General features: G+C 71.7%; 17 protein-coding genes. 9 read left to right on the top strand and 8 right to left on the bottom strand.

Annotation, left to right across the window (positions count from 1 at the left end; all coding sequences use genetic code 11):
* Window positions 1–40 precede the first annotated feature (40 nt).
* Complete coding sequence (locus ACZ6C1_RS34520; protein ID WP_469246643.1) at window positions 41–1,183, top strand: ABC transporter ATP-binding protein; 1,143 nt, start codon at window positions 41–43, stop codon at window positions 1,181–1,183.
* Here ACZ6C1_RS34520 and ACZ6C1_RS34515 read toward each other — a convergent pair whose 3' ends face one another.
* The gene (locus ACZ6C1_RS34515; RefSeq protein ID WP_469246640.1) at window positions 1,184–2,296 is read right to left on the bottom strand and encodes an alpha/beta hydrolase; all 1,113 of its coding nucleotides are present in this window, start codon (window positions 2,294–2,296) and stop codon (window positions 1,184–1,186) included.
* A gap of 153 nt (window positions 2,297–2,449) precedes the next feature.
* Between ACZ6C1_RS34515 and ACZ6C1_RS34510 the strand changes: the two genes are divergently transcribed.
* The 6 genes from ACZ6C1_RS34510 to ACZ6C1_RS34485 all read left to right on the top strand — a co-directional run bounded on the left by ACZ6C1_RS34510 (window position 2,450) and on the right by ACZ6C1_RS34485 (window position 7,464).
* On the top strand, window positions 2,450–4,282 hold the full coding sequence (locus ACZ6C1_RS34510) for a phosphatidylglycerol lysyltransferase domain-containing protein (protein WP_469246638.1): 1,833 nt from the start codon (window positions 2,450–2,452) through the stop codon (window positions 4,280–4,282).
* A gap of 236 nt (window positions 4,283–4,518) precedes the next feature.
* Window positions 4,519–5,379 carry a dihydropteroate synthase gene (gene folP / locus ACZ6C1_RS34505; protein ID WP_469246636.1) on the top strand — a complete coding sequence of 287 codons (861 nt, stop codon included), beginning with the start codon at window positions 4,519–4,521 and terminating at the stop codon, window positions 5,377–5,379.
* A complete protein-coding gene (locus tag ACZ6C1_RS34500) occupies window positions 5,376–5,840 on the top strand; it encodes a nuclear transport factor 2 family protein (protein ID WP_469246633.1) in 465 nt (154 codons plus the stop codon). Before folP ends, ACZ6C1_RS34500 begins: the two co-directional genes overlap by 4 nt.
* 133 nt (window positions 5,841–5,973) lie before the next feature.
* Window positions 5,974–6,333, top strand: coding sequence for a dihydroneopterin aldolase (gene folB / locus ACZ6C1_RS34495; protein WP_351823581.1), 360 nt, complete (start codon window positions 5,974–5,976; stop codon window positions 6,331–6,333).
* Window positions 6,330–6,929 carry a 2-amino-4-hydroxy-6-hydroxymethyldihydropteridine diphosphokinase gene (gene folK / locus ACZ6C1_RS34490; RefSeq protein WP_469246630.1) on the top strand — a complete coding sequence of 200 codons (600 nt, stop codon included), beginning with the start codon at window positions 6,330–6,332 and terminating at the stop codon, window positions 6,927–6,929. Before folB ends, folK begins: the two co-directional genes overlap by 4 nt.
* A 58-nt stretch (window positions 6,930–6,987) precedes the next feature.
* Entirely contained in the window at window positions 6,988–7,464 is a 477-nt protein-coding gene (locus tag ACZ6C1_RS34485) for a DUF3180 domain-containing protein (RefSeq protein WP_469246628.1), read from the top strand.
* 36 nt (window positions 7,465–7,500) lie between these two features.
* Here the strand turns inward: ACZ6C1_RS34485 and ACZ6C1_RS34480 are convergent, their stop codons facing one another.
* From ACZ6C1_RS34480 to dacB, 7 genes are all read right to left on the bottom strand, one after another.
* On the bottom strand, window positions 7,501–8,511 hold the full coding sequence (locus ACZ6C1_RS34480) for an aldo/keto reductase (protein WP_469246625.1): 1,011 nt from the start codon (window positions 8,509–8,511) through the stop codon (window positions 7,501–7,503).
* A 77-nt stretch (window positions 8,512–8,588) separates the two neighbouring features.
* A complete protein-coding gene (gene folE, locus ACZ6C1_RS34475; RefSeq protein WP_469246622.1) occupies window positions 8,589–9,194 on the bottom strand; it encodes a GTP cyclohydrolase I FolE in 606 nt (201 codons plus the stop codon).
* A 128-nt stretch (window positions 9,195–9,322) separates the two neighbouring features.
* A complete protein-coding gene (gene ftsH / locus ACZ6C1_RS34470; RefSeq protein ID WP_469246621.1) occupies window positions 9,323–11,371 on the bottom strand; it encodes an ATP-dependent zinc metalloprotease FtsH in 2,049 nt (682 codons plus the stop codon).
* Window positions 11,372–11,541: 170 nt separating this feature from the next.
* Complete coding sequence (hpt, locus tag ACZ6C1_RS34465; protein WP_064067358.1) at window positions 11,542–12,081, bottom strand: hypoxanthine phosphoribosyltransferase; 540 nt, start codon at window positions 12,079–12,081, stop codon at window positions 11,542–11,544.
* Window positions 12,082–12,122: 41 nt separating this feature from the next.
* Window positions 12,123–13,169, bottom strand: a complete 1,047-nt coding sequence (tilS, locus tag ACZ6C1_RS34460; RefSeq protein ID WP_469246620.1) for a tRNA lysidine(34) synthetase TilS — start codon at window positions 13,167–13,169, stop codon at window positions 12,123–12,125.
* Between the two features lie 201 nt (window positions 13,170–13,370).
* The gene (locus ACZ6C1_RS34455; protein WP_469246619.1) at window positions 13,371–14,498 is read right to left on the bottom strand and encodes a zinc-dependent metalloprotease; all 1,128 of its coding nucleotides are present in this window, start codon (window positions 14,496–14,498) and stop codon (window positions 13,371–13,373) included.
* 55 nt (window positions 14,499–14,553) lie between these two features.
* Window positions 14,554–15,984, bottom strand: coding sequence for a D-alanyl-D-alanine carboxypeptidase/D-alanyl-D-alanine endopeptidase (dacB, locus tag ACZ6C1_RS34450; RefSeq protein WP_469246618.1), 1,431 nt, complete (start codon window positions 15,982–15,984; stop codon window positions 14,554–14,556).
* Window positions 15,985–16,140: 156 nt separating this feature from the next.
* Here dacB and ACZ6C1_RS34445 point away from each other — a divergent pair, with 156 nt between their 5' ends.
* On the top strand, window positions 16,141–16,635 hold the full coding sequence (locus ACZ6C1_RS34445) for an inorganic diphosphatase (protein WP_064067354.1): 495 nt from the start codon (window positions 16,141–16,143) through the stop codon (window positions 16,633–16,635).
* 227 nt (window positions 16,636–16,862) lie between these two features.
* The gene (locus tag ACZ6C1_RS34440) at window positions 16,863–18,524 is read left to right on the top strand and encodes a threonine/serine exporter family protein (protein WP_469246812.1); all 1,662 of its coding nucleotides are present in this window, start codon (window positions 16,863–16,865) and stop codon (window positions 18,522–18,524) included.
* Window positions 18,525–18,879 lie beyond the last annotated feature (355 nt).

The following is an 18,879-nucleotide window of genomic DNA, read 5'->3' as shown; positions in this document are numbered from 1 at the left end:
GGGGCGTCGACGGCGGGCGGCATGCGGCCACAATGGGGCCATGATCCGATTCGAGCACGTCACGAAGCGGTACGCGGACGGCACGACCGCCGTCGACGACCTGTCGTTCGAGGTGGCCGAGGGCGAACTGGTCACGCTCGTCGGACCGTCCGGCTGCGGCAAGACCACCACGATGAAGATGGTCAACCGGCTGATCGAACCGACCGAGGGCCGGATATACGTCGACGGCCAGGACGTGGCGGACATCGACCCCGTCCAGCTGCGCCGCCGGATCGGCTACGTCATCCAGCAGGTCGGCCTCTTCCCCCACAAGACGGTCCTGGAGAACACCGCGACCGTCCCCCACCTGCTCGGCGTCAAACGCGCCACGGCACGCGCCCGCGCCGCCGAACTCCTCGACCTCGTGGGCCTCGACCCGTCCCTCTACGGCAACCGCTACCCCGAGCAGCTCTCCGGCGGCCAGCGTCAGCGCGTCGGTGTCGCCCGCGCGCTGGCCGCCGACCCACCCGTGCTGCTGATGGACGAGCCGTTCGGCGCCGTCGACCCGGTCGTACGCGAACACCTCCAGAGCGAGTTCCTCAAGCTCCAGTCGGAGGTGCGCAAAACGGTCCTGTTCGTCACGCACGACATCGAGGAGGCGGTCCGGCTGGGCGACCGCATCGCTGTCTACGGGCAGGGCAGGATCGAGCAGTTCGACGCTCCGGCCACCGTGCTGGGCGCTCCCGCGACCCCGTACGTCGCCGACTTCGTCGGCGCCGACCGCGGCCTCAAGCGGCTGTCCGTCACGCCCATCGAGGTGAGCGACCTCGAACAGCCGCCGATCGTCCACCTGGAGGACCCGCTGCCCCGCGAACTCGGCGCCCGCTGGGCGGTCGTCCTGGACCGTGAGGACAACCTGCACGGCTGGATCTCGGCGGAGAGCGCCGGCCGCGGCGGCGGGACCGTGGGCGACCACGCCCGGCGCATGGAGGCCTGGCTGCCCGTCGGCGCCTCGCTCAAGCAGGCCTTCGCGACCATGCTCCAGCACGACGCGGGCTGGGTCGCCGTCATCGACCGTGAGGAGCGGGGACGTTTCCTCGGCGTCCTGACCCCGGCCCGGCTGCACGAGGCGCTGCGCCGCTCGATCGACGCGGACGCCCAGGACATTCCCCGTACCGAGGCCGATGTCCGGACGGTCGGCTGATCAGACCGCGCTGAGCCGGCCGCTCATCCACACCAGCGCCGGCGGGATCTCGCGGGTCCAGGTGTTGAAGTTGTGCCCGCCGCTGTCGAGGGTGATCGACGAGACACGCGCGGGGGACTTCACCTTCTTGATGAAGGAGAGGGTCCCCTTGAGGTTCCCCTCGCCCTTGCGCGAGGTGGTGACGAGGAACGACGACCGCCCCTGCGGCAGGTTGTCCAGGCTCCAGAGCAGGTCGGCGTGGTTGCGCAGGCGCTGGTCGCCCTTGAACAGGTCGCCGGTCGTCATGTCCTCGGCGGCCTTGTAGTACGCGGACAGGCCCGCGCCGGCCGCGTACCGCTCGGGATGGTGCATGGCGACCTTCAGGGCGCAGTAGCCGCCGGTCGAGTTGCCGATGAAGCCCCAGTTCCGCGGGGCGGTGCCGACGCGGTACGTCTCGGAGACCGCCTTGGGCAGGTCCTCGGCGAAGAAGGTCTCGGTCTGCGGGCCGCCCGGGACGTCCACGCACTCGGTGTCGCGCGGCGGGGCCACGGTGGGCCGCATCATCACCAGGATCATCGGCTGCATCTTCTTGTCCTTGGCCTGCTCATAGGCCGTACGCGGGTACTTCAGCCCCTTGAGCAGGTTCTCGGCGGTGCCCGGGTAGCCGGTGAGCACGACGGCCGCGGGGAAGGTCTTCCTGGCGTACGCGGGCTGGAAGTACTCCGGCGGCAGGTAGACGTACGCGGGGCTGTCGATCTTCGACTTCTCCCCCGCGATGACGACCTTCTGGACCTGCCCGCCGACCGCCGGGCGGCCCCCGGGCACCCCCTCGATCTTCTGCTTGCCGACGACCTTGATGTCCTTGCCGCCCGCAGAGTGGTCGACGACCACCCCCAGCTCCTGCTCCTGTCCGAACAGGTCCGCCCAGGAGCCGTAGAAGAGGAAGTAGTTGTTGGCCGCGAGCCCGACGGACGCGAACAGCGTGAGCTGGGTCGCCAGCAGCAGGCCTATCCGGCCGAGCACCGCCCGCCAGCCGCCGCGCGCCAGCCGTGGCCACAGCCAGACCGTGAGGGCGAACAGCACCACGGCCAGCAGGGAGGCCAGCGCCAGGACTTTGTTGCTGGTGAGACCCATGAGTCGTTCTAGCCTTCTTCGTCGAGATTTTCCGGGGTGGGAATGAACCCGCCCCCCACGAGCCCCGTCCTAGAGAGCGCAAATCGTCCGGGCCGAACCGAATCCGTTCCGGCCGATGGGACACAACGAAACTTTGCGGAGCCTTGGGAAGCGATGTCTGTCACGGTAGATGGGGATAAGTCGGGATCGGTTCCGAGCCGGATACGCCGTGTCCTGCGCGGGCCACGCGCCGAGAAGGTGCCCGCCCTGGTCGGCACGGCATGCACGTTCATCGGTCTGATCGACATCGCCGCGGGCGTCTTCCCGCGCTTCCGCGCCAGCCGCATGCACGCCATCGCGGAGGTGCTGCCCGGCACCCTGGGCCCGCTCTCGGCGGCCCTCTCCCTCGGCGTCGGCGTGCTGCTGCTGCTCCTCGCCCACGGGCTCAAGCGCCACAAGCGCCGCGCCTGGAGGGCCGCCGTGATCCTCCTGCCGGTGGGGGCCGTGGCGCAGTTCGTCTACCGCCACTCCGTCATCGGGGTGCTCTTCTCGCTGCTGCTCCTGGCGCTGCTGCTGCGCCACCGCGGCGAGTTCGCCGCGCTGCCGGACCCGCGCAGCCGCTGGAAGGCGCTGGCCAACTTCGTCCTCATGGGCGCCGGATCCATCGCGCTCGGACTCGTCATCGTCAGCGCCCACCCCGGGAAGGTCATCGGCAGCCCGAGCCTGAGCGACCGCCTGGAACACGTGCTGTACGGCCTGTTCGGCATGGAGGGCCCGGTCGCCTACCGCGGCGGCGTCGACTGGACCGTCGGCTACTCGCTCGGTGCCCTCGGCCTGCTGACCGCCATCACCACGATCTACCTGGCCTTCCGCCCCGAACACCCGGTCGCCCGGCTGACCGAGGACGACGAGGCCCGGCTGCGCGCCCTGCTGGACAAGCACGGCAGCCGCGACTCGCTCGGCCACTTCGCGCTCCGCCGCGACAAGGGCGTCGTCTTCTCCCCCAGCGGCAAGGCCGCCGTCTGCTACCGCGTCGTCTCCGGCGTGATGCTCGCCAGCGGCGACCCGATCGGCGACGTCGAGGCCTGGCCCGGCGCCATCGAGCGGTTCATGGACGAGGCCAAGGCCCACTCCTGGACACCCGCCGTCATGGGCTGCTCCGAGACCGGCGGCGAGGTGTGGACCCGCGAGACCGGCCTGGACGCGCTGGAGCTCGGCGACGAGGCGGTGGTGGACGTCGCGGATTTCTCCCTGACCGGGCGCGCCATGCGCAACGTGCGCCAGATGGTCAAGCGCATCGAGCGCAATGGGTACACGACCCGGGTCCGGCGCGCCCGTGACCTCTCGGACGGCGAGCTGGAGCGGATCCGGCGCGCCGCGGCCGACTGGCGGGGCACCGACACCGAGCGGGGCTTCTCCATGGCGCTGGGCCGGATCGGCGACCCGGCCGACGGTGACGCGGTGATCGCCACCGCCCACAAGGAGGACCCGGATTCCCCGTACGGCGACCTGAAGGCGATCATCCACTTCGTGCCGTGGGGTACGGACGGGATGTCGCTGGAGCTGATGCGCCGCGACCGCTCCGCCGACCCCGGCATGAACGAACTGCTGATCGTCGCCGCACTCCAGGCCTCCCCCAAGCTGGGCATCGAGCGGGTCTCGCTGAACTTCGCGATGTTCCGCTCCGCCCTGGCACGCGGCGAGAAGCTCGGCGCCGGCCCGGTCCTCAGGGTCTGGCGCGGCCTGCTGGTGTTCCTCTCCCGCTGGTTCCAGATCGAGTCGCTGTACAAGTTCAACGCCAAGTTCCAGCCCCGCTGGGAGCCCCGCTTCGTCGTCTACCGCAACGCCCGCGACCTGCCGCGCATCGGCTTCGCCGCGATGCAGGCGGAGGGCTTCGTGAACGTGGAGCTCCCCCGCCCGTTCCGCCGCCGCAAGGCGACCGCCCCGGGCCGCCCGTGCGCGCACATCACCCCGGCCCGCGGCGAGCACGAGGTCCGCGCCGCCTGATCGGACGGCCTGATCGCGACCCCTCAGGGGGTGTCCTGTGGGTCTTGCGGGCTCGCGTGCCCTGGCACGCGCATCTGCGGCGTTGTCGTCAGTCACCGACTCCCCCACGGTCTCGGCTTCGCCCGACCAGGGGGGACCCCCACCGCGTCGACTCCCTCCTCCGCCTCGCGTCCGCACCCGCCAGACCCCGCTCCCTGATCCGGCCCGACCCACAAGACACCCCCTAGGCTGGACGCATGAGTACCTTGCGCGGACGGGGCACGGCCCGCGGCCTGCCCACGTTCGACCGCTGCGCGGTCATGGGGGTCGTCAATGTGACGCCCGACTCCTTCTCCGACGGTGGCCGCTGGTTCGACACCACGGCCGCCGTCAAGCACGGCCTGGACCTGGTCGCCCAGGGTGCCGACCTGGTGGACGTCGGCGGCGAGTCGACCCGCCCCGGCGCCACCCGGGTGGACGAGGACGAGGAACTGCGCCGGGTCGTCCCCGTCGTACGCGGCCTGTCGGCCGAAGGGGTCGCCGTCTCGGTCGACACCATGCGCGCCTCCGTCGCCCGCCGGGCGGTCGAGGCCGGCGCCGTCCTGGTCAACGACGTGAGCGGCGGCCTCGCCGACCCCGAGATGGTCCCCTCCGTCGCCGCCGCCGAGGTGCCGTTCGTCGTGATGCACTGGCGCGGCTTCAGCAAGGACATGAACAGCCTGGCCGTCTACGACGACGTGGTCGCCGAGGTCGTCGCGGAGCTCCGCGCCCGCATCGAGGCGGTCGTCGAGGGCGGCGTCGACCCGGAGCGGATCGTCGTCGACCCGGGCCTGGGCTTCGCCAAGGCGGCCCCGCACGACCTGGCCCTGGTGGCGCACCTGGCCGACCTGCGGGCGCTGGGCCGCCCCCTGCTCGTCGCCGCCTCCCGCAAGCGGTTCCTGGGCCACGTCCTGGCCGGGGAGGGCGCCGCCCCGCCGCCGGCCCGGGAGCGGGACGCGGCCACCGCGGCGGTCTCCGCGATCGCCGCCCACGAGGGCGCCTGGGCCGTCCGGGTCCACGAGGTGCGCGCGACGGCGGACGCGGTCCGCGTGGCCCGCGCCGTCGAGGGAGCCCGGTGAGCGACGCGGCACGCACCGACATCGAGGCGGTCGAGCTCGCCAACACCGCCTTCTACGAGGCGATGGAGCGGGGTGACTTCGAGGAGATCTCCGACCTCTGGCTGGACGACTCGCACGGCGAGATCTCCTGCGTCCACCCGGGCTGGCCGGTGCTCTCCGGGCGCGGCGAGGTGCTCCGCTCGTACGCGCTGATCATGGCGAACACCGACTACATCCAGTTCTTCCTGACGGATGTGCGGGTCTCCCTGGCCGGTGACACCGCCCTGGTGACCTGCACGGAGAACATCCTCAGTGGTGGCCCCGCCGAGGACGGCGCCGACCTGGGGCCGCTCGTCGGGCAGCTGGTCGTCGCCACGAATGTGTTCCGCCGCACACCGGACGGCTGGCGGATCTGGGCGCACCACGGTTCACCCGTTCTGGCCGAAACCGGCGAGGAAGAGGCCGACGAGAACCCCTCGTGAGTGGGTAGGCGGCCCCATGAGGGAGCCCGTGGGCAGGCCCTGTCAGTGCTCGCAGGTAGATTCGACTGGTGGCATCGCGCCGTCCGCACCCGGCCGCGTGCCCGCCAGACCAACGACAGCAGGAGTGATTCGCGTGGATCGTGTCGCGCTGCGCGGCCTCAAGGCCCGCGGGCACCATGGCGTCTTCCCCCGGGAGCGCGAGGAGGGCCAGACGTTCATCGTGGACCTGGTGCTCGGCCTCGACACCCGCCCCGCGGCGGCCGACGACGACCTGGCGAAGACCGTGCACTACGGCGTCGTGGCGGAAGAGGTCGTGGACGTGGTGCAGGGGGAGCCGGTCGACCTGATCGAGACGCTCGCCGAGCGCATCGCCCAGCGGTGCCTCAAGCACGACGGCGTCCAGGAGGTGGAGGTGGTGGTCCACAAGCCGGACGCCCCGATCACCGTGCCCTTCGACGACGTGACCATCACCATCACCCGGAGCCGCGCATGAACAAGACGCACAGCGACCCGACGGTACAGCCGGTGCCCGCCTCCGTGACGGAGCAGGTCGACGCCGCCGACATCACCCTGTCCAACCCCAAACGGGCCGTGATCTCCCTCGGCTCCAACTTGGGAAACCGTCTGGAGACCCTCCAGGGCGCCATCGACGCGCTGGAGGACACCCCCGGCGTGCGGGTGAAGGCCGTCTCCCCCGTGTACGAGACGGAGCCCTGGGGCGTCGACCCCGGCTCCCAGCCGTCGTACTTCAACGCCGTCGTGGTCCTGAAGACCACGCTGCCCCCCGCGTCCCTCCTGGAGCGGGCGCACGCGGTGGAGGAGGCCTTCCACCGCGTCCGTGACGAGCGGTGGGGCGCGCGGACGATCGACGTCGACATCGTGGCGTACGCGGACGTCGTCTCCGACGACCCGGTCCTCACCCTTCCGCACCCCCGCGCCCACGAGCGGGCCTTCGTCCTGGCACCGTGGCACGACCTGGAGCCCGAGGCACAGCTCCCGGGAGTCGGAGCGGTCGCCGAGCTGCTCGGCGGCATCGGCCGCGAGGGTGTCCTGCCGCGCGGGGACCTGGAACTGCGCCTGCCCGAGTAGCGTTGAGTGATCGGCAAGCAGTGCGAGCGCTGCACGGCGACGAGATGAAGGGCCCCCGGTGAAACAACTGCGGCTCAAGGTACTGGCCGGACTGTTCGCCGTCGCCGGCATCCTCTCCTGGGGCGGCGCCCGGCTGTGGGAGTCGTTCGGCACCCTGCCGAGCGTGCCCCTGGCCGCGCCGATCGTCCTCGCGGTGATCGCGGTGGTCCTGACGGCGACCGCGCTCTCACTGCGCTCCCGGCTGCGCGCCCAGCGCGAGCGCCGCCCCGACGCCAAGGGCGTGGAGCCCCTGATGGCCGCCCGCGCGGTCGTCTTCGGCCAGGCGAGCGCCCTGGTCGCGGCCCTGGTGAGCGGCATGTACGGCGGTATCGGGGTCTTCCTGCTGGGCTCGCTCGACATCCCGGCCCGCCGCGACCAGGCGATCTACGCCGGCTTCTCGGTGCTGGCGGGGATCGGGGTGATCGCCGCGGCGATCTTCCTGGAGCGGGTGTGCAAGCTCCCGGAGGACGACGACGAGACCCCGACCCACGCGTAGCCGTATCCGCGAGCCGTGACCGACCCCGCGGGGCCGTTACAGCAGCGTGCCGCCCGAGACCTCCGTTTCGGCCAGGACGGCCGAGAGGCGGTCGCGGACGTCCTGGGACAGCCGTACGTGCGCGGCGGCGAGGTTCTCCTGGATGTGGGCCGGGGTGCGGCTGCCCGGGATGGGGACGACGTGCTCGTCCTGGTCCAGCAGCCAGGCCAGGGAAAGCTGCGCCGGGGTGATGCCCAGCTCCTCGGCGATCCCGCGCACGGGCGCGAAGCGGTCGTTGTTGGCCCGGTGGTTCGCGGCGTCGAACCGGGGCATGTGCTGCCGGAAGTCGCCGTCCTCCACCTTGTCGACCTTGCCGGTCAGGAATCCGGCGCCCAGGGGCGACCAGGCGACGACGCCCGCTCCCAGCTCGCGCGCCGTGGCCAGCAGCTCCTCGTCGACGTGCCGCCACATGGACCACTCGGTCTGCACGGCCGCGACCGGGTGCACGGCGTGCGCCGCCCGCAGCTGGGCCGCGGTGACGTTGGAGAGGCCGAGGTGCCGGACCAGGCCCGCCTCGATCAGCTCGGCGACCGCCCCGACGGTGTCCTCCAGCGGGACCTGGGGGTCGGGGAAGTGCGGGTAGTACAGGTCTATCCGGTCGGTGCCCAGCTCCCGCAGGCTGGCCTCGGCGTACCCGCGCACATGCTTCGGGTCCGCGTTGACGGCCAGCTCACCGAAGGCGTACCCGACCGGGAACGGGTGCGGCTCGACGCCCTCCGGGAGCCGGAAACCGAACTTGGTGGCGATGACCACCTCGTCCCGCCGTCCCCGCAGCGCCCGGCCGATGAGCCGCTCATTGTGACCGTCGGCGCCATAACCGTCCGACGTGTCGACGAGCGTCGCTCCGGCGTCCACCGCCGCGAGCAGCGCCCGCTCGGCACGCGCGTCGTCGATCTCTCCGTACACCCCGGGCGACAGCACCATCGCGCCGAAGCCGAGGGCGGACACCTCCAGCCCGCCCAGTCGGCGGGTGGGCAGCGAACCTAATGGCTTGCTCGTGATCGTCATGGGGAGAGTCTTCACGGCGGGCCGACGCCCGTCCACCACCTGTCCGGCATAAAAGACGGGCGGACAAAGGGAGTTGGTCAGTCCGCCATGATGAGGCTCATCGCCTCCGCACGGGTCGCCGGGTCCCTCAGCTGGCCGCGCACCGCCGAGGTGATCGTCTTGGCGCCGGGCTTACGGATACCGCGCATGGACATGCACATGTGCTCGCACTCGATGACCACGATGACGCCCCGCGGCTCCAGGATCTTCATCAGGGAGTCGGCGACCTGCGTGGTGAGTCGTTCCTGCACCTGGGGGCGTCGCGCGTACACGTCCACGAGCCGCGCCAGCTTCGACAGACCGGTGATCTTGCCGGTCGTCGAGGGGATGTACCCGACGTGAGCCACACCGCGGAACGGGACCAGGTGGTGCTCGCAGGTGCTGAACACCTCGATGTCCTTCACCAGGACCATCTCGTCGTGCCCCAGGTCGAACGTCGTCGTCAGAACGTCCTCGGGCTCCTGCCACAGGCCCGCGAATATTTCCTTGTACGCCCGGGCCACCCGCGCCGGCGTCTCCCGCAGGCCCTCGCGGTCCGGGTCCTCACCGACCGCGAGGAGGAGTTCGCGTACGGCGCTCTCGGCTCGCTTCTCGTCGAACTCGCCGATCGTTCCCTCGACGTCCAACGTCACCGGGTCGGTCATCTGTGCCTCGTTCCGTGTTGCCTGGGTACGCGCCCAACCGCGTACGCGAAAGCCGCGCCCCCCAGGCTAGAACCTGAAGGGCGCGGCTTTCATTCCGGGCCGGTGCGACCGGCCTGTGACCGGCCGGATCAGCTCTCCGGGCGCTCCTCCGGGACCGCGTCCGTCGCCGGGGCGGACGGTGCGGCCGGAGTGGCCTTGGTGATGTCCGTCGGCGTGGCGCCGTTGGCCCCCGTGGCGCCGTTGGTCAGCGCCAGCTCCTTCGGGGAGAGGACCGGCGGCCGCGTCGACGGCGTACGCCGCGAGGAGCCGGTCCACGCCGGGCGGGCCGGGCGCTTGACGATCGGGGCGAAGATCTCGGCGATCTCCTCCTTGTTGAGCGTCTCCTTCTCCAGCAGCTGGAGGACCAGGTTGTCGAGGACGTCGCGGTTCTCGACGAGGATCTCCCAGGCCTCGTTGTGCGCGGTCTCGATGAGCTTCTTGACCTCTTCGTCGACGAGCGCCGCGACCTCTTCCGAGTAGTCGCGCTGGTGCGCCATCTCACGGCCCAGGAAGGGCTCGGTGTTGTCGCCGCCGAACTTGATCGCGCCGAGCCGCTCGGTCATGCCGTACTGCGTGACCATGGCCCGCGCGGTCGCGGTCGCCTTCTCGATGTCGTTGGCCGCACCCGTGGTCGGGTCGTGGAAGACCAGCTCCTCGGCCGCGCGCCCGCCCAGCATGTAGGCCAGCTGGTCGAGCATCTCGTTGCGCGTGGTGGAGTACTTGTCCTCGTCGGGCAGGACCATGGTGTAGCCCAGGGCCCGGCCGCGGGACAGGATGGTGATCTTGTGGACCGGGTCGGAGTTCGGGGACGCCGCCGCGACCAGGGCGTGGCCGCCCTCGTGGTACGCGGTGATCTTCTTCTCCTTGTCCGACATGATCCGGGTCCGCTTCTGCGGGCCCGCGACCACCCGGTCGATCGCCTCGTCCAGCATCTGGTTGTCGATGAGCTTCTTGTCGCTGCGCGCGGTGAGCAGCGCGGCTTCGTTCAGCACGTTCGACAGGTCGGCGCCGGTGAAGCCGGGCGTACGACGCGCCACGGCGGACAGGTCGACGTCCGGGGCGACCGGCTTGCCCTTCTGGTGGACCTTGAGGATCTCCAGACGGCCCTGCATGTCCGGGCGGTCCACGGCGATCTGGCGGTCGAAGCGGCCCGGGCGCAGCAGCGCCGGGTCGAGGATGTCCGGCCGGTTGGTGGCGGCGATCAGGATGACGCCGCCCTTGACGTCGAAACCGTCCATCTCGACGAGCAGCTGGTTCAGGGTCTGCTCGCGCTCGTCGTGGCCACCGCCGAGACCCGCGCCACGGTGCCGGCCGACGGCGTCGATCTCGTCGACGAAGACGATCGCCGGGGCGTTCGCCTTGGCCTGCTCGAAGAGGTCACGGACACGGGAGGCACCCACACCGACGAACATCTCGACGAAGTCGGAACCGGAGATCGAGTAGAACGGCACGCCCGCCTCGCCCGCGACGGCGCGTGCGAGCAGCGTCTTACCGGTGCCGGGCGGGCCGTACAGCAGCACACCCTTGGGGATCTTGGCGCCGACGGCCTGGAACTTCGCCGGCTCCTGGAGGAACTCCTTGATCTCGTGGAGCTCCTCGACGGCCTCGTCGGACCCCGCCACATCGGCGAAGGTCGTCTTCGGGGTGTCCTTGGTGATCAGCTTGGCCTTGGACTTCCCGAAGTTCATCACCCGGGAGCCGCCGCCCTGCATCTGATTCATCAGGAACAGGAAGACAACGACGATCAGCACGAAGGGCAGCAGCGAGAGCAGCACCGACACGATGGCGCTCTGCTTCGTCGGCGAGACCGTGTAGCCCTTGTCGATGTCGCCGGCTTCGTACTTCTTCTGGAGCGTGGCGGCGAGGTCGGATCCCTGCGTGCCGATGTAGCTCGCCTGGATCTTGTCGCTGCCCTTGACCTTCTGGCCGTCCTTGAGATCGACCTTGATCATCTGTTCGTCGCCGGTGGTCAGCTTGACCTGGTCGACCTGGTTCTTGTCGATCGCCTGGACGACCTCGCCGGTGTCCACCGTCTTGTAGCCACCGGACGAGCCGACGACCTGCATCAACACGACCACGGCGAGGACGGCCAGCACGATCCACATGACCGGCCCACGGAAGTATCGCTTCACGTCCATCCATACGGAGCGATGACGCCCCGTCCCTCCTGCCCGTAGGTAAATGCTGCTATGAGAAAAGACTGTTCTTCGGACGGTACCCCAGCATTGTCACCCGCGACCGCCTTCCCATGCTCCAACGGCGGGAGGGCGGTCTGGGTTCCCGGGGCCCGGCGGGTGTCCGGGGCGGTTCAGCCGCCGTAGACGTGCGGGGCGAGCGTCCCGACGAACGGCAGGTTGCGGTACTTCTCCGCGTAGTCCAGGCCGTAGCCGACGACGAACTCGTTGGGGATGTCGAAGCCGATCCACTTGACGTCGATCGCGACCTTCGCCGCCTCCGGCTTGCGCAGCAGGGTGCAGACCTCCAGGGAGGCCGGCTCGCGCGAACCGAGGTTGGACAGCAGCCACGACAGCGTCAGGCCGGAGTCGATGATGTCCTCGACGATCAGGACGTGCTTGCCCTTGATGTCGGTGTCCAGGTCCTTGAGGATCCGGACGACACCGGAGGACTGGGTGCCCGCGCCGTACGAAGAAACGGCCATCCAGTCCATCGTGACGGGGGTGGACAGCGCGCGTGCGAGGTCCGCCATCACCATGACGGCGCCCTTGAGGACACCCACGATGAGCAGGTCCTTGCCCGCGTACTCAGCGTCGATCTTCGCGGCGAGCTCCGCCAGCTTCGCGTCGATCTCTTCCTTGGTGATGAGCACCGACTTGAGGTCGGTGCCCATGTCTTTCTCGTTCACCCGGGTCACTTTCGTTGCAGCCTGCGTCAGCCTTGCCGAATGACCAGTCTGCCACCCTGGCGGCGTGCCACGACGCGGCCGGGCAGATTGATGGCTCCCTGACCCCGCCAGCCGGTGATCAGGCGGTCCAGTTCCTCGACGTGCCGGGCGAACAGGGAGCCCGCGGGGGCGCCCTCGGCGATGGCCGCGCGGCGCAGTACGCGGCGGCGGACGGCGGGGGGCAGGGCGTAGAGCTTGGCGCACTCCAGCAGACCCGCCTCGTCCCGAACGGTCGGGTCGACGTCGGCGGCCCAGGCGTCCAGGGCGTCGGCGTCGTCGCGGCACAGCTGGGCCGTCCGGGCGAGGGCTTCCACGACGCCCTTGCCGAGGGACTTCTCCAGGGCGGGCAGGCCCTCGTGGCGCAACCGGGACCGGGTGTAGGCGGGGTCCGCGTTCATCGGGTCGTCCCAGACGGGCAGGGACTGGACCATGCAGGCCTTGCGGGCGGTCTGCCGGTCGAGCTGGAGGAACGGGCGGCGATAGCGGTCGCCGGTGCCGGAGACGGCGGCCATGCCGGACAGGGATCGGATGCCGGAGCCGCGGGCGAGGCCGAGGAGCACCGTCTCGGCCTGGTCGTCGCGGGTGTGGCCGAGCAGCACGGCGACGGCGCCGAGGCGCTCGGCGGCCTCGTCCAGCGCGGCGTACCGGGCGTCGCGGGCGGCGGCCTCGGGCCCGCCGTCGCGGCCGACGGTCACGGCGACGGCCTCCACCGGGTCGAGGTTCATCGCGGTGAGGCGGGCCGCGACCTCGGCGGCGCGGAGGTCGGAGCCGGCCTGGAGGCCGTGGTCGACGGTGATGGCGCCGGCGCGGACGGCGAGCTTGCGGGCCTCGAAGGCGAGGGCGGAGGCGAGCGCCATCGAGTCGGCGCCACCGGAACAGGCCACGAGGACGAGCGGGGGCGGCGGGGGCCCGTCGGCGTGCGGGTCTTCGGTTGTCCCGGCAGGGGGGTGCGCGGGGGCGTGCTCGGTGAGGACGTCGTGGAGTACGCGGCGGACCGCCAGGCGTATCGCCGCGACCGCAGGATGGGGACCCATGTCCGGTGCCCTTCGTGTGAAGTTGGGGGGGTGCCTCGGTCGGAGTCTTAACGGCCGGAGCGGGGGGTTCGGTCACTCAGAGTGCGTCGATGGTGACAGAACTCGGCCGTTACCCGAGCATCGCACGCCTACCCACTGCCCACGGTCCCTCGGATGGGTGATTGGGGAGGCGTTCTTCTGCCGTCGGCCGGATCGAGCTCCTCATTCTGCTTTACGGTGCACCCTCGCGACCCAGTCCGCCGGTTTGGCGATCTCCGCCTTGGTGGGCAGGGTGTTCGGAGACGTCCACACCCGGTTGAATCCGGACATGCCGACCTCGTCGACCACCGCGCGTACGAACCGCTCCCCGTCCCGGTACTGGCGCAGCTTGGCGTCCAGGCCCAGCAGCTTGCGGAGCGCCTGGTCCAGGCGGGAGGCACCCTTCGCCCTGCGCTGCTGGAACTTCTCCCGGATCTCCGCGACCGACGGCACGACCTGCGGGCCGACGCCGTCCATCACGTAGTCGGCGTGCCCTTCGAGCAGCGACATGACGGCGGTGAGACGGCCCAGGATCTCCCGCTGCTCGGGCGTCTGGACCAGCTCGACCAGGGAGCGGCCGCCTTCCTCCTCCTCGCCCTCGGGGCGGGCGCCGGTCAGGGCCTGGGCGGCCTCGCGCAGCCGCTCCAGGACGGTCATGGGGTCCATGTCGGTCGCACTGAGGAATGACTGGATCTCGCCCTGGAGGTGGTCGCGCAGCCACGGCACGGCCGTGAACTGGGTGCGGTGGGTCTCCTCGTGGAGGCTGACCCAGAGGCGGAAGTCGTGCGGGGCGACGTCCAGCTCCCGCTCGACGTGCACGATGTTCGGGGCCACCAGCAGCAGCCGTCCGCCGCCGTTCTCGCCGGCGGGGAGCTCGCGGGTGGCGGGGGCGAACGTCTCGTACTGCCCGAGGACCCTGGAGGCCAGGAACGACAGCAGCATGCCCAGCTCCACGCCGGTGACCTTGCCGCCGACCGCGCCCAGCACCGCACCGCCCGTACTGCCGGAGCGGCGCTCCTGCATCTTCTCCAGCAGCGGCTTGAGCAGTTCGCGGAAGCCGGCGACGTTCGCCCTGATCCAGCCGGCCCGGTCGACGACCAGGACAGGGGTGTCCTCGGGTTCGTGCCCCTCGGGGATCATCCGGGTGAAGGCCCGGACGTGTTCCTCGGACGCCTTGGCGTGCCGCCGCAGCTCGGCGACGACCGCCCGGGCCTCGTCGCGGGTCACCTCGGGCCCGGGGCGTACCAGTCGGGTCGCGGTCGCGACCGCGAGGTTCCAGTCGACCATCTCGGCACCACCGATGCTCGTCATGCGTCAACCGTACGTGCTCGGCGCCGGATCGGGTCAGGGTGCGGCGCCGACCGGCTCAGCGGGCCAGAGCGGCGGCGAGGCCGTCGAGGGCGGGCTGGGCGGCGTACGGCGACGGGGTCCGGCCGGCCAGGAAGGCGAAGGCCAGGAGCCGGCCGTCCGCCGTGACCACCGTGCCGGCCAGGGCGTTGACGCCGGTCAGCGTGCCGGTCTTGGCCCGTACGAGTCCCGCGCCCGCCGCCCCCGGGGAGCCGTCGGCGTACCGGTCCGCCAGGGTGCCGCTGAAGCCGCCGACGGGCAGACCGGTGAGGACGGGGCGCAGTTGGGGGCGTGCGGGGTCGGCCGCACGCGCGAGCAGGGCGGTCAGCAGCGCGGCGGAGACCCGGTCGGCGCGGTTCAGGCCGCTGCCGTCGGCGAACCTGGCACCCGCGAGCGGCACGCCCAGTTCCCGCAGTTGCCCGGCGACGGCACGGGCGGCGCCGTCGAAGCTCGCGGGGTGGCCGGTGGCGATCGCGGTCTGGCGGGCGAGCGCCTCGGCGAGGTCGTTGTCGCTGTGGGTCAGGGCACGCTCGACGAGGGCCGAGAGGGGCTCGGACCAGGTCTTTGCGAGCGGGACGGCCTTCTTGGGCGCACGCGCGCGTGCGGGGGGTTTTCCGGTCGTGATGCCGTGCTCGCCGAGCAGGCCGGCGAAGGCACGGGCGGTGTCGCCCGCGGGGTCGGCGGAGCGCGGGGCGGGGCCGTTCGCGGGGCCCCCGAGCCGCCCCTCGTCGGTCATCAGGGCGGTGACGGGGGCGATGTTGTCGTTGACGCCGATCGGGTGGCGCTCGGGGCCGGTGTAGCGGGAGGTGTCGTAGGCCAGCTGGACGGCGGTGACACCACGGGAGCGCAGGGCGCGGGCGGTGTCGGCGGCCAGGGCGCGCAACCGGGCCCGGTCGAGGGTGGGGTCGCCGCCGCCGATGAGCGTGACGCGCTTGGCGTCGGGGCCGGCGACGGTCGTGGTGGGGATGCGGTGGTCGGGGCCGAGGGCGGTGAGGGCGGCGGCCGAGGTGGCGATCTTGATGGTGGAGGCGGGGGTCATCGGGGTGCCGGCGCCGCTCCCGTAGAGCTGCTTGCCGGTCGTGACGTCGACGACGGACGCCGTGCGCAGCGGGCCGAGCCCCGGGGCGGCGAGGAGCGGGTCGAGGGTGGCCGCGAGGGGGGCGGGCGGCGGGGCGGCGGGTTTGGGGGCGGTCTCGACCCGCTGGGCGGTCAGCGCGGTCAGGACGCCGGGGGCGCTGGGGGCGGGTGCCGGCGGCTTGGGGGCCGGGCGCTCGGGGCCCGCCGCGTCGTGATCTGCGCCACCTGTGCCGGCCCGGGCGGCGGCCCGGGCGCGCTCGGCCGTACGCTGACCCGAGTCCCAGGGCCCGGCCAGGGTCACCGCCCCGGCAGCCAGGACGAGGCCGAGCACGGCGGAACCCGCGGTGAGCCGCACCACCTTCGGCTCCAGCACGGCTGACCAGCCCCTTTCGCGAGCACACAGTTGCGTGAGGGACACTTAACCACTGAGCTGTGCGGTGAGCACGGCACCCCCGGTGAGCACGGCGGTCCGGTCCTGCTGGGGGAGCAGTTACACCCGACGTTTGTGTTGATCTTGGAGGAGCCACCCGTGGAGTTCGACGTCACCATCGAGATCCCGAAGGGGTCGCGGAACAAGTACGAGGTGGACCACGAGACCGGTCGTATCCGACTGGACCGCCACCTCTTCACGTCGACCGTCTACCCGGCCGACTACGGCTTCGTCGAGGGCACCCTGGGCGAGGACGGCGACCCGCTGGACGCGCTGGTCATCCTGGACGAGCCGACCTTCCCGGGTGTGCTGGTCAAGTGCCGCGCCATCGGCATGTTCCGGATGACGGACGAGGCGGGCGGCGACGACAAGCTGCTGTGCGTCCCGGCCTCGGACCCGCGCATGGAGCACCTGCGCGACATCCACCACGTGTCGGAGTTCGACCGCCTGGAGATCCAGCACTTCTTCGAGGTCTACAAGGACCTGGAGCCCGGCAAGTCCGTCGAGGGCGCCAACTGGGTCGGCCGCGCCGAGGCCGAGGCCGAGATCGAGGCCTCCGTCAAGCGCCTGGAGGCGCAGGGCGGCGCTCACTGAGCCCCCTTTTCGCGTAGGACGGGCGGTGCACCCTCGCGGGTGCGCCGCCCGTTCGCGGTTTCGCTCCGCCGTCGGCCCGCCCCGGCGGGCCGCCCGGGGATTCGTCCCGGCGCCACGCACCGACATCGCCCCACACGCCGCGCCCGGCCTGGTGCCTCACGGGGATGCCGCACACCCATACTGGGCAGGCGGGTCGGATGGGTCGGATGGGAGTGAGGACGAGCACAGTGGTGCCGGAGACGGACGGTCCTGCGGGAGGTCCTGAGGACCGTAAGCCTCAGTCGGACGAGGCACACAGCGCGTTCGCGCCGCCGCCGGGCGTGGAGCAGCCGTCCGGTGTCGAGGAGGACCAGCAGACGACGTCGGAGTTCGCCCTTCCCCGAGGGCTGGTGCCCGAGGCGCCCGCCGAACCGGAGGGGTCGGCGTTCGCGCCGCCCTCGACGTACTCGGCGAAGGAGTCCCCGGCCGCCTTCACGCCCGCCGAGGGGTTCCCGGCGATACGGCTGTCCAAGGACGCCCCGTGGCAGGACCGGATGCGCACCATGCTGCGGATGCCGGTGAGCGAGCGGCCGGTGCCCGAGCCGGTCCAGAAACAGGGCGACACGGGGCCCGCCGTGCCACGCGTGCTGGACCTGACGCTGCGTATCGGCGAGCTGCTGCTGGCGGGCGGTGAGGGCGCGGAGGACGTCGAGGCGGCGATGTTCGCGATCTGCCGCTCGTACGGGCTCGACCGCTGTGAGCCCACGGTGACCTTCACCCTGCTGTCGATCACGTACCAGCCGTCGCTGGTGGACGATCCCGTCACGGCGAACCGGACCGTACGGCGGCGCGGCACCGACTACAACCGGCTGTCCGCCGTCTACACGCTCGTCGCCGACATCAACGCCGACGACTACGAGGTCTCCCTGGAGGAGGCGTACCGGCGCCTCGCGGAGATCCGCCGCAACCGCCACCCGTACCCGGGATGGGTGCTCACCGTGGCGGCGGGCGGCCTGGCGGGGGCCGCGTCGATGCTGCTGGGCGGCGACATGGCCGTCTTCCTGATCGCGGCGGCGGGCGCCATGCTCGGCGACCGGCTGGCGTGGCTCTGCGCGGGGCGCGGGCTGCCGGAGTTCTACCAGTTCGCGGTGGCCGCGGTACCGCCGGCCGCGCTGGGCGTGGTGGTCAGCCTGCTGCACGCCGGGCTCCAGCCCAACGCGGTGATCACCGGTGGGCTGTTCGCGCTGATCCCGGGGCGGGCCCTGGTGGCCGCGGTGCAGGACGGTCTGACCGGCTTCTACATCACCGCGTCGGCACGACTGCTGGAAGTCGGGTACTTCTTCGTCGCGATCGTGGTGGGTGTGCTGTCCGTGCTGTACGGCGGCGTGCAGCTGGGCGCCAAGCTCAACCCGGAGGGCGTGCTGAACGCGGTCGAGCGGCCGGTGATCCAGATCCTGGCGGCCGTGCTGCTGTCGGTGACGTTCGCGATCCTGCTCCAGCAGGAACGTTCCACAGTGCTGTTCGTCGCGCTGAACGGCGCGGCGGCGTGGGTGATCTACGCGTCGATAGCGGTGACGGCGGGCGGCTCCACGGTGATGGCGACGGCGGTGGCGGCGGGGCTGGTGGGCCTGTTCGGGCAGCTGATGGCCCGCTACGAGCACACGTCCTCACTGCCGTACGTGACGGCGGCGATCGGGCCGCTGCTGCCCGGTAGCGCCACCTACCTGGGGGTGCTGAACATCGCCCAGAACAACATGGACGCCGGCTTCACGTCCCTGGCACGGGCGGCCGCGCTGGCGCTGGCCATCGCGATCGGCGTGAACCTCGGTGGCGAGATGGCCCGGCTGTTCATCCGGGCGCCCGGCTCCGCGGCACTCCGCCGCGCGGCGAAGCGCACGCGGGGTTTCTGACCGCGCGGCAGGGTGTCCAGGTCGGTTGGCGCGGTGGCCATCTGGTGCGCCGCCCGCCGGCGCGGTGCGGTGCCCGCGGGTGAGGTGCGGCGCCTGCGGGCGGGGTGCGGCGCGGTGCCCGCCGACGCGGTGCGGTGCCTGCGGGTGCGGTGCGGTGCCTGCCGGTGGGTGGGGGGTGCGGCCCCTCCGGGCTCACCTCCTCGAGGCCGGCGGCCTTGGGTGCGCCGAGTCAGGAGCCGTTCTGACGCCGCCAGCCTCTGCGGGGGCGACCCTGCACGGCCACACCCCGGTCGTACGCCGGGTGCGGGCCGGTGGTTCTTGTAAGACGGCGAGGAGGGGCCGTGCAGGGTCGCCC

It is taken from the genome of Streptomyces sp. NPDC041796, from assembly GCF_055590785.1.
Note: the sequence above shows the minus strand (reverse complement) of the source record. Positions and strands in the feature narration are given on the sequence as shown.

Bases quoted from the DNA above. Each gene is read 5' to 3' on its own strand.
- ACZ6C1_RS34520 (WP_469246643.1), top strand. From the start codon at position 41: ATGATCCGATTCGAGCACGTCACGAAGCGGTACGCGGACGGCACGACC.
- ACZ6C1_RS34515 (WP_469246640.1), bottom strand. From the start codon at position 2,296: ATGGGTCTCACCAGCAACAAAGTCCTGGCGCTGGCCTCCCTGCTGGCC.
- ACZ6C1_RS34510 (WP_469246638.1), top strand. From the start codon at position 2,450: ATGTCTGTCACGGTAGATGGGGATAAGTCGGGATCGGTTCCGAGCCGG.
- folP (WP_469246636.1), top strand. From the start codon at position 4,519: ATGAGTACCTTGCGCGGACGGGGCACGGCCCGCGGCCTGCCCACGTTC.
- folK (WP_469246630.1), top strand. From the start codon at position 6,330: ATGAACAAGACGCACAGCGACCCGACGGTACAGCCGGTGCCCGCCTCC.
- ACZ6C1_RS34480 (WP_469246625.1), bottom strand. From the start codon at position 8,511: ATGACGATCACGAGCAAGCCATTAGGTTCGCTGCCCACCCGCCGACTG.
- folE (WP_469246622.1), bottom strand. From the start codon at position 9,194: ATGACCGACCCGGTGACGTTGGACGTCGAGGGAACGATCGGCGAGTTC.
- ftsH (WP_469246621.1), bottom strand. From the start codon at position 11,371: ATGGACGTGAAGCGATACTTCCGTGGGCCGGTCATGTGGATCGTGCTG.
- hpt (WP_064067358.1), bottom strand. From the start codon at position 12,081: ATGGGCACCGACCTCAAGTCGGTGCTCATCACCAAGGAAGAGATCGAC.
- tilS (WP_469246620.1), bottom strand. From the start codon at position 13,169: ATGGGTCCCCATCCTGCGGTCGCGGCGATACGCCTGGCGGTCCGCCGC.
- ACZ6C1_RS34455 (WP_469246619.1), bottom strand. From the start codon at position 14,498: ATGACGAGCATCGGTGGTGCCGAGATGGTCGACTGGAACCTCGCGGTC.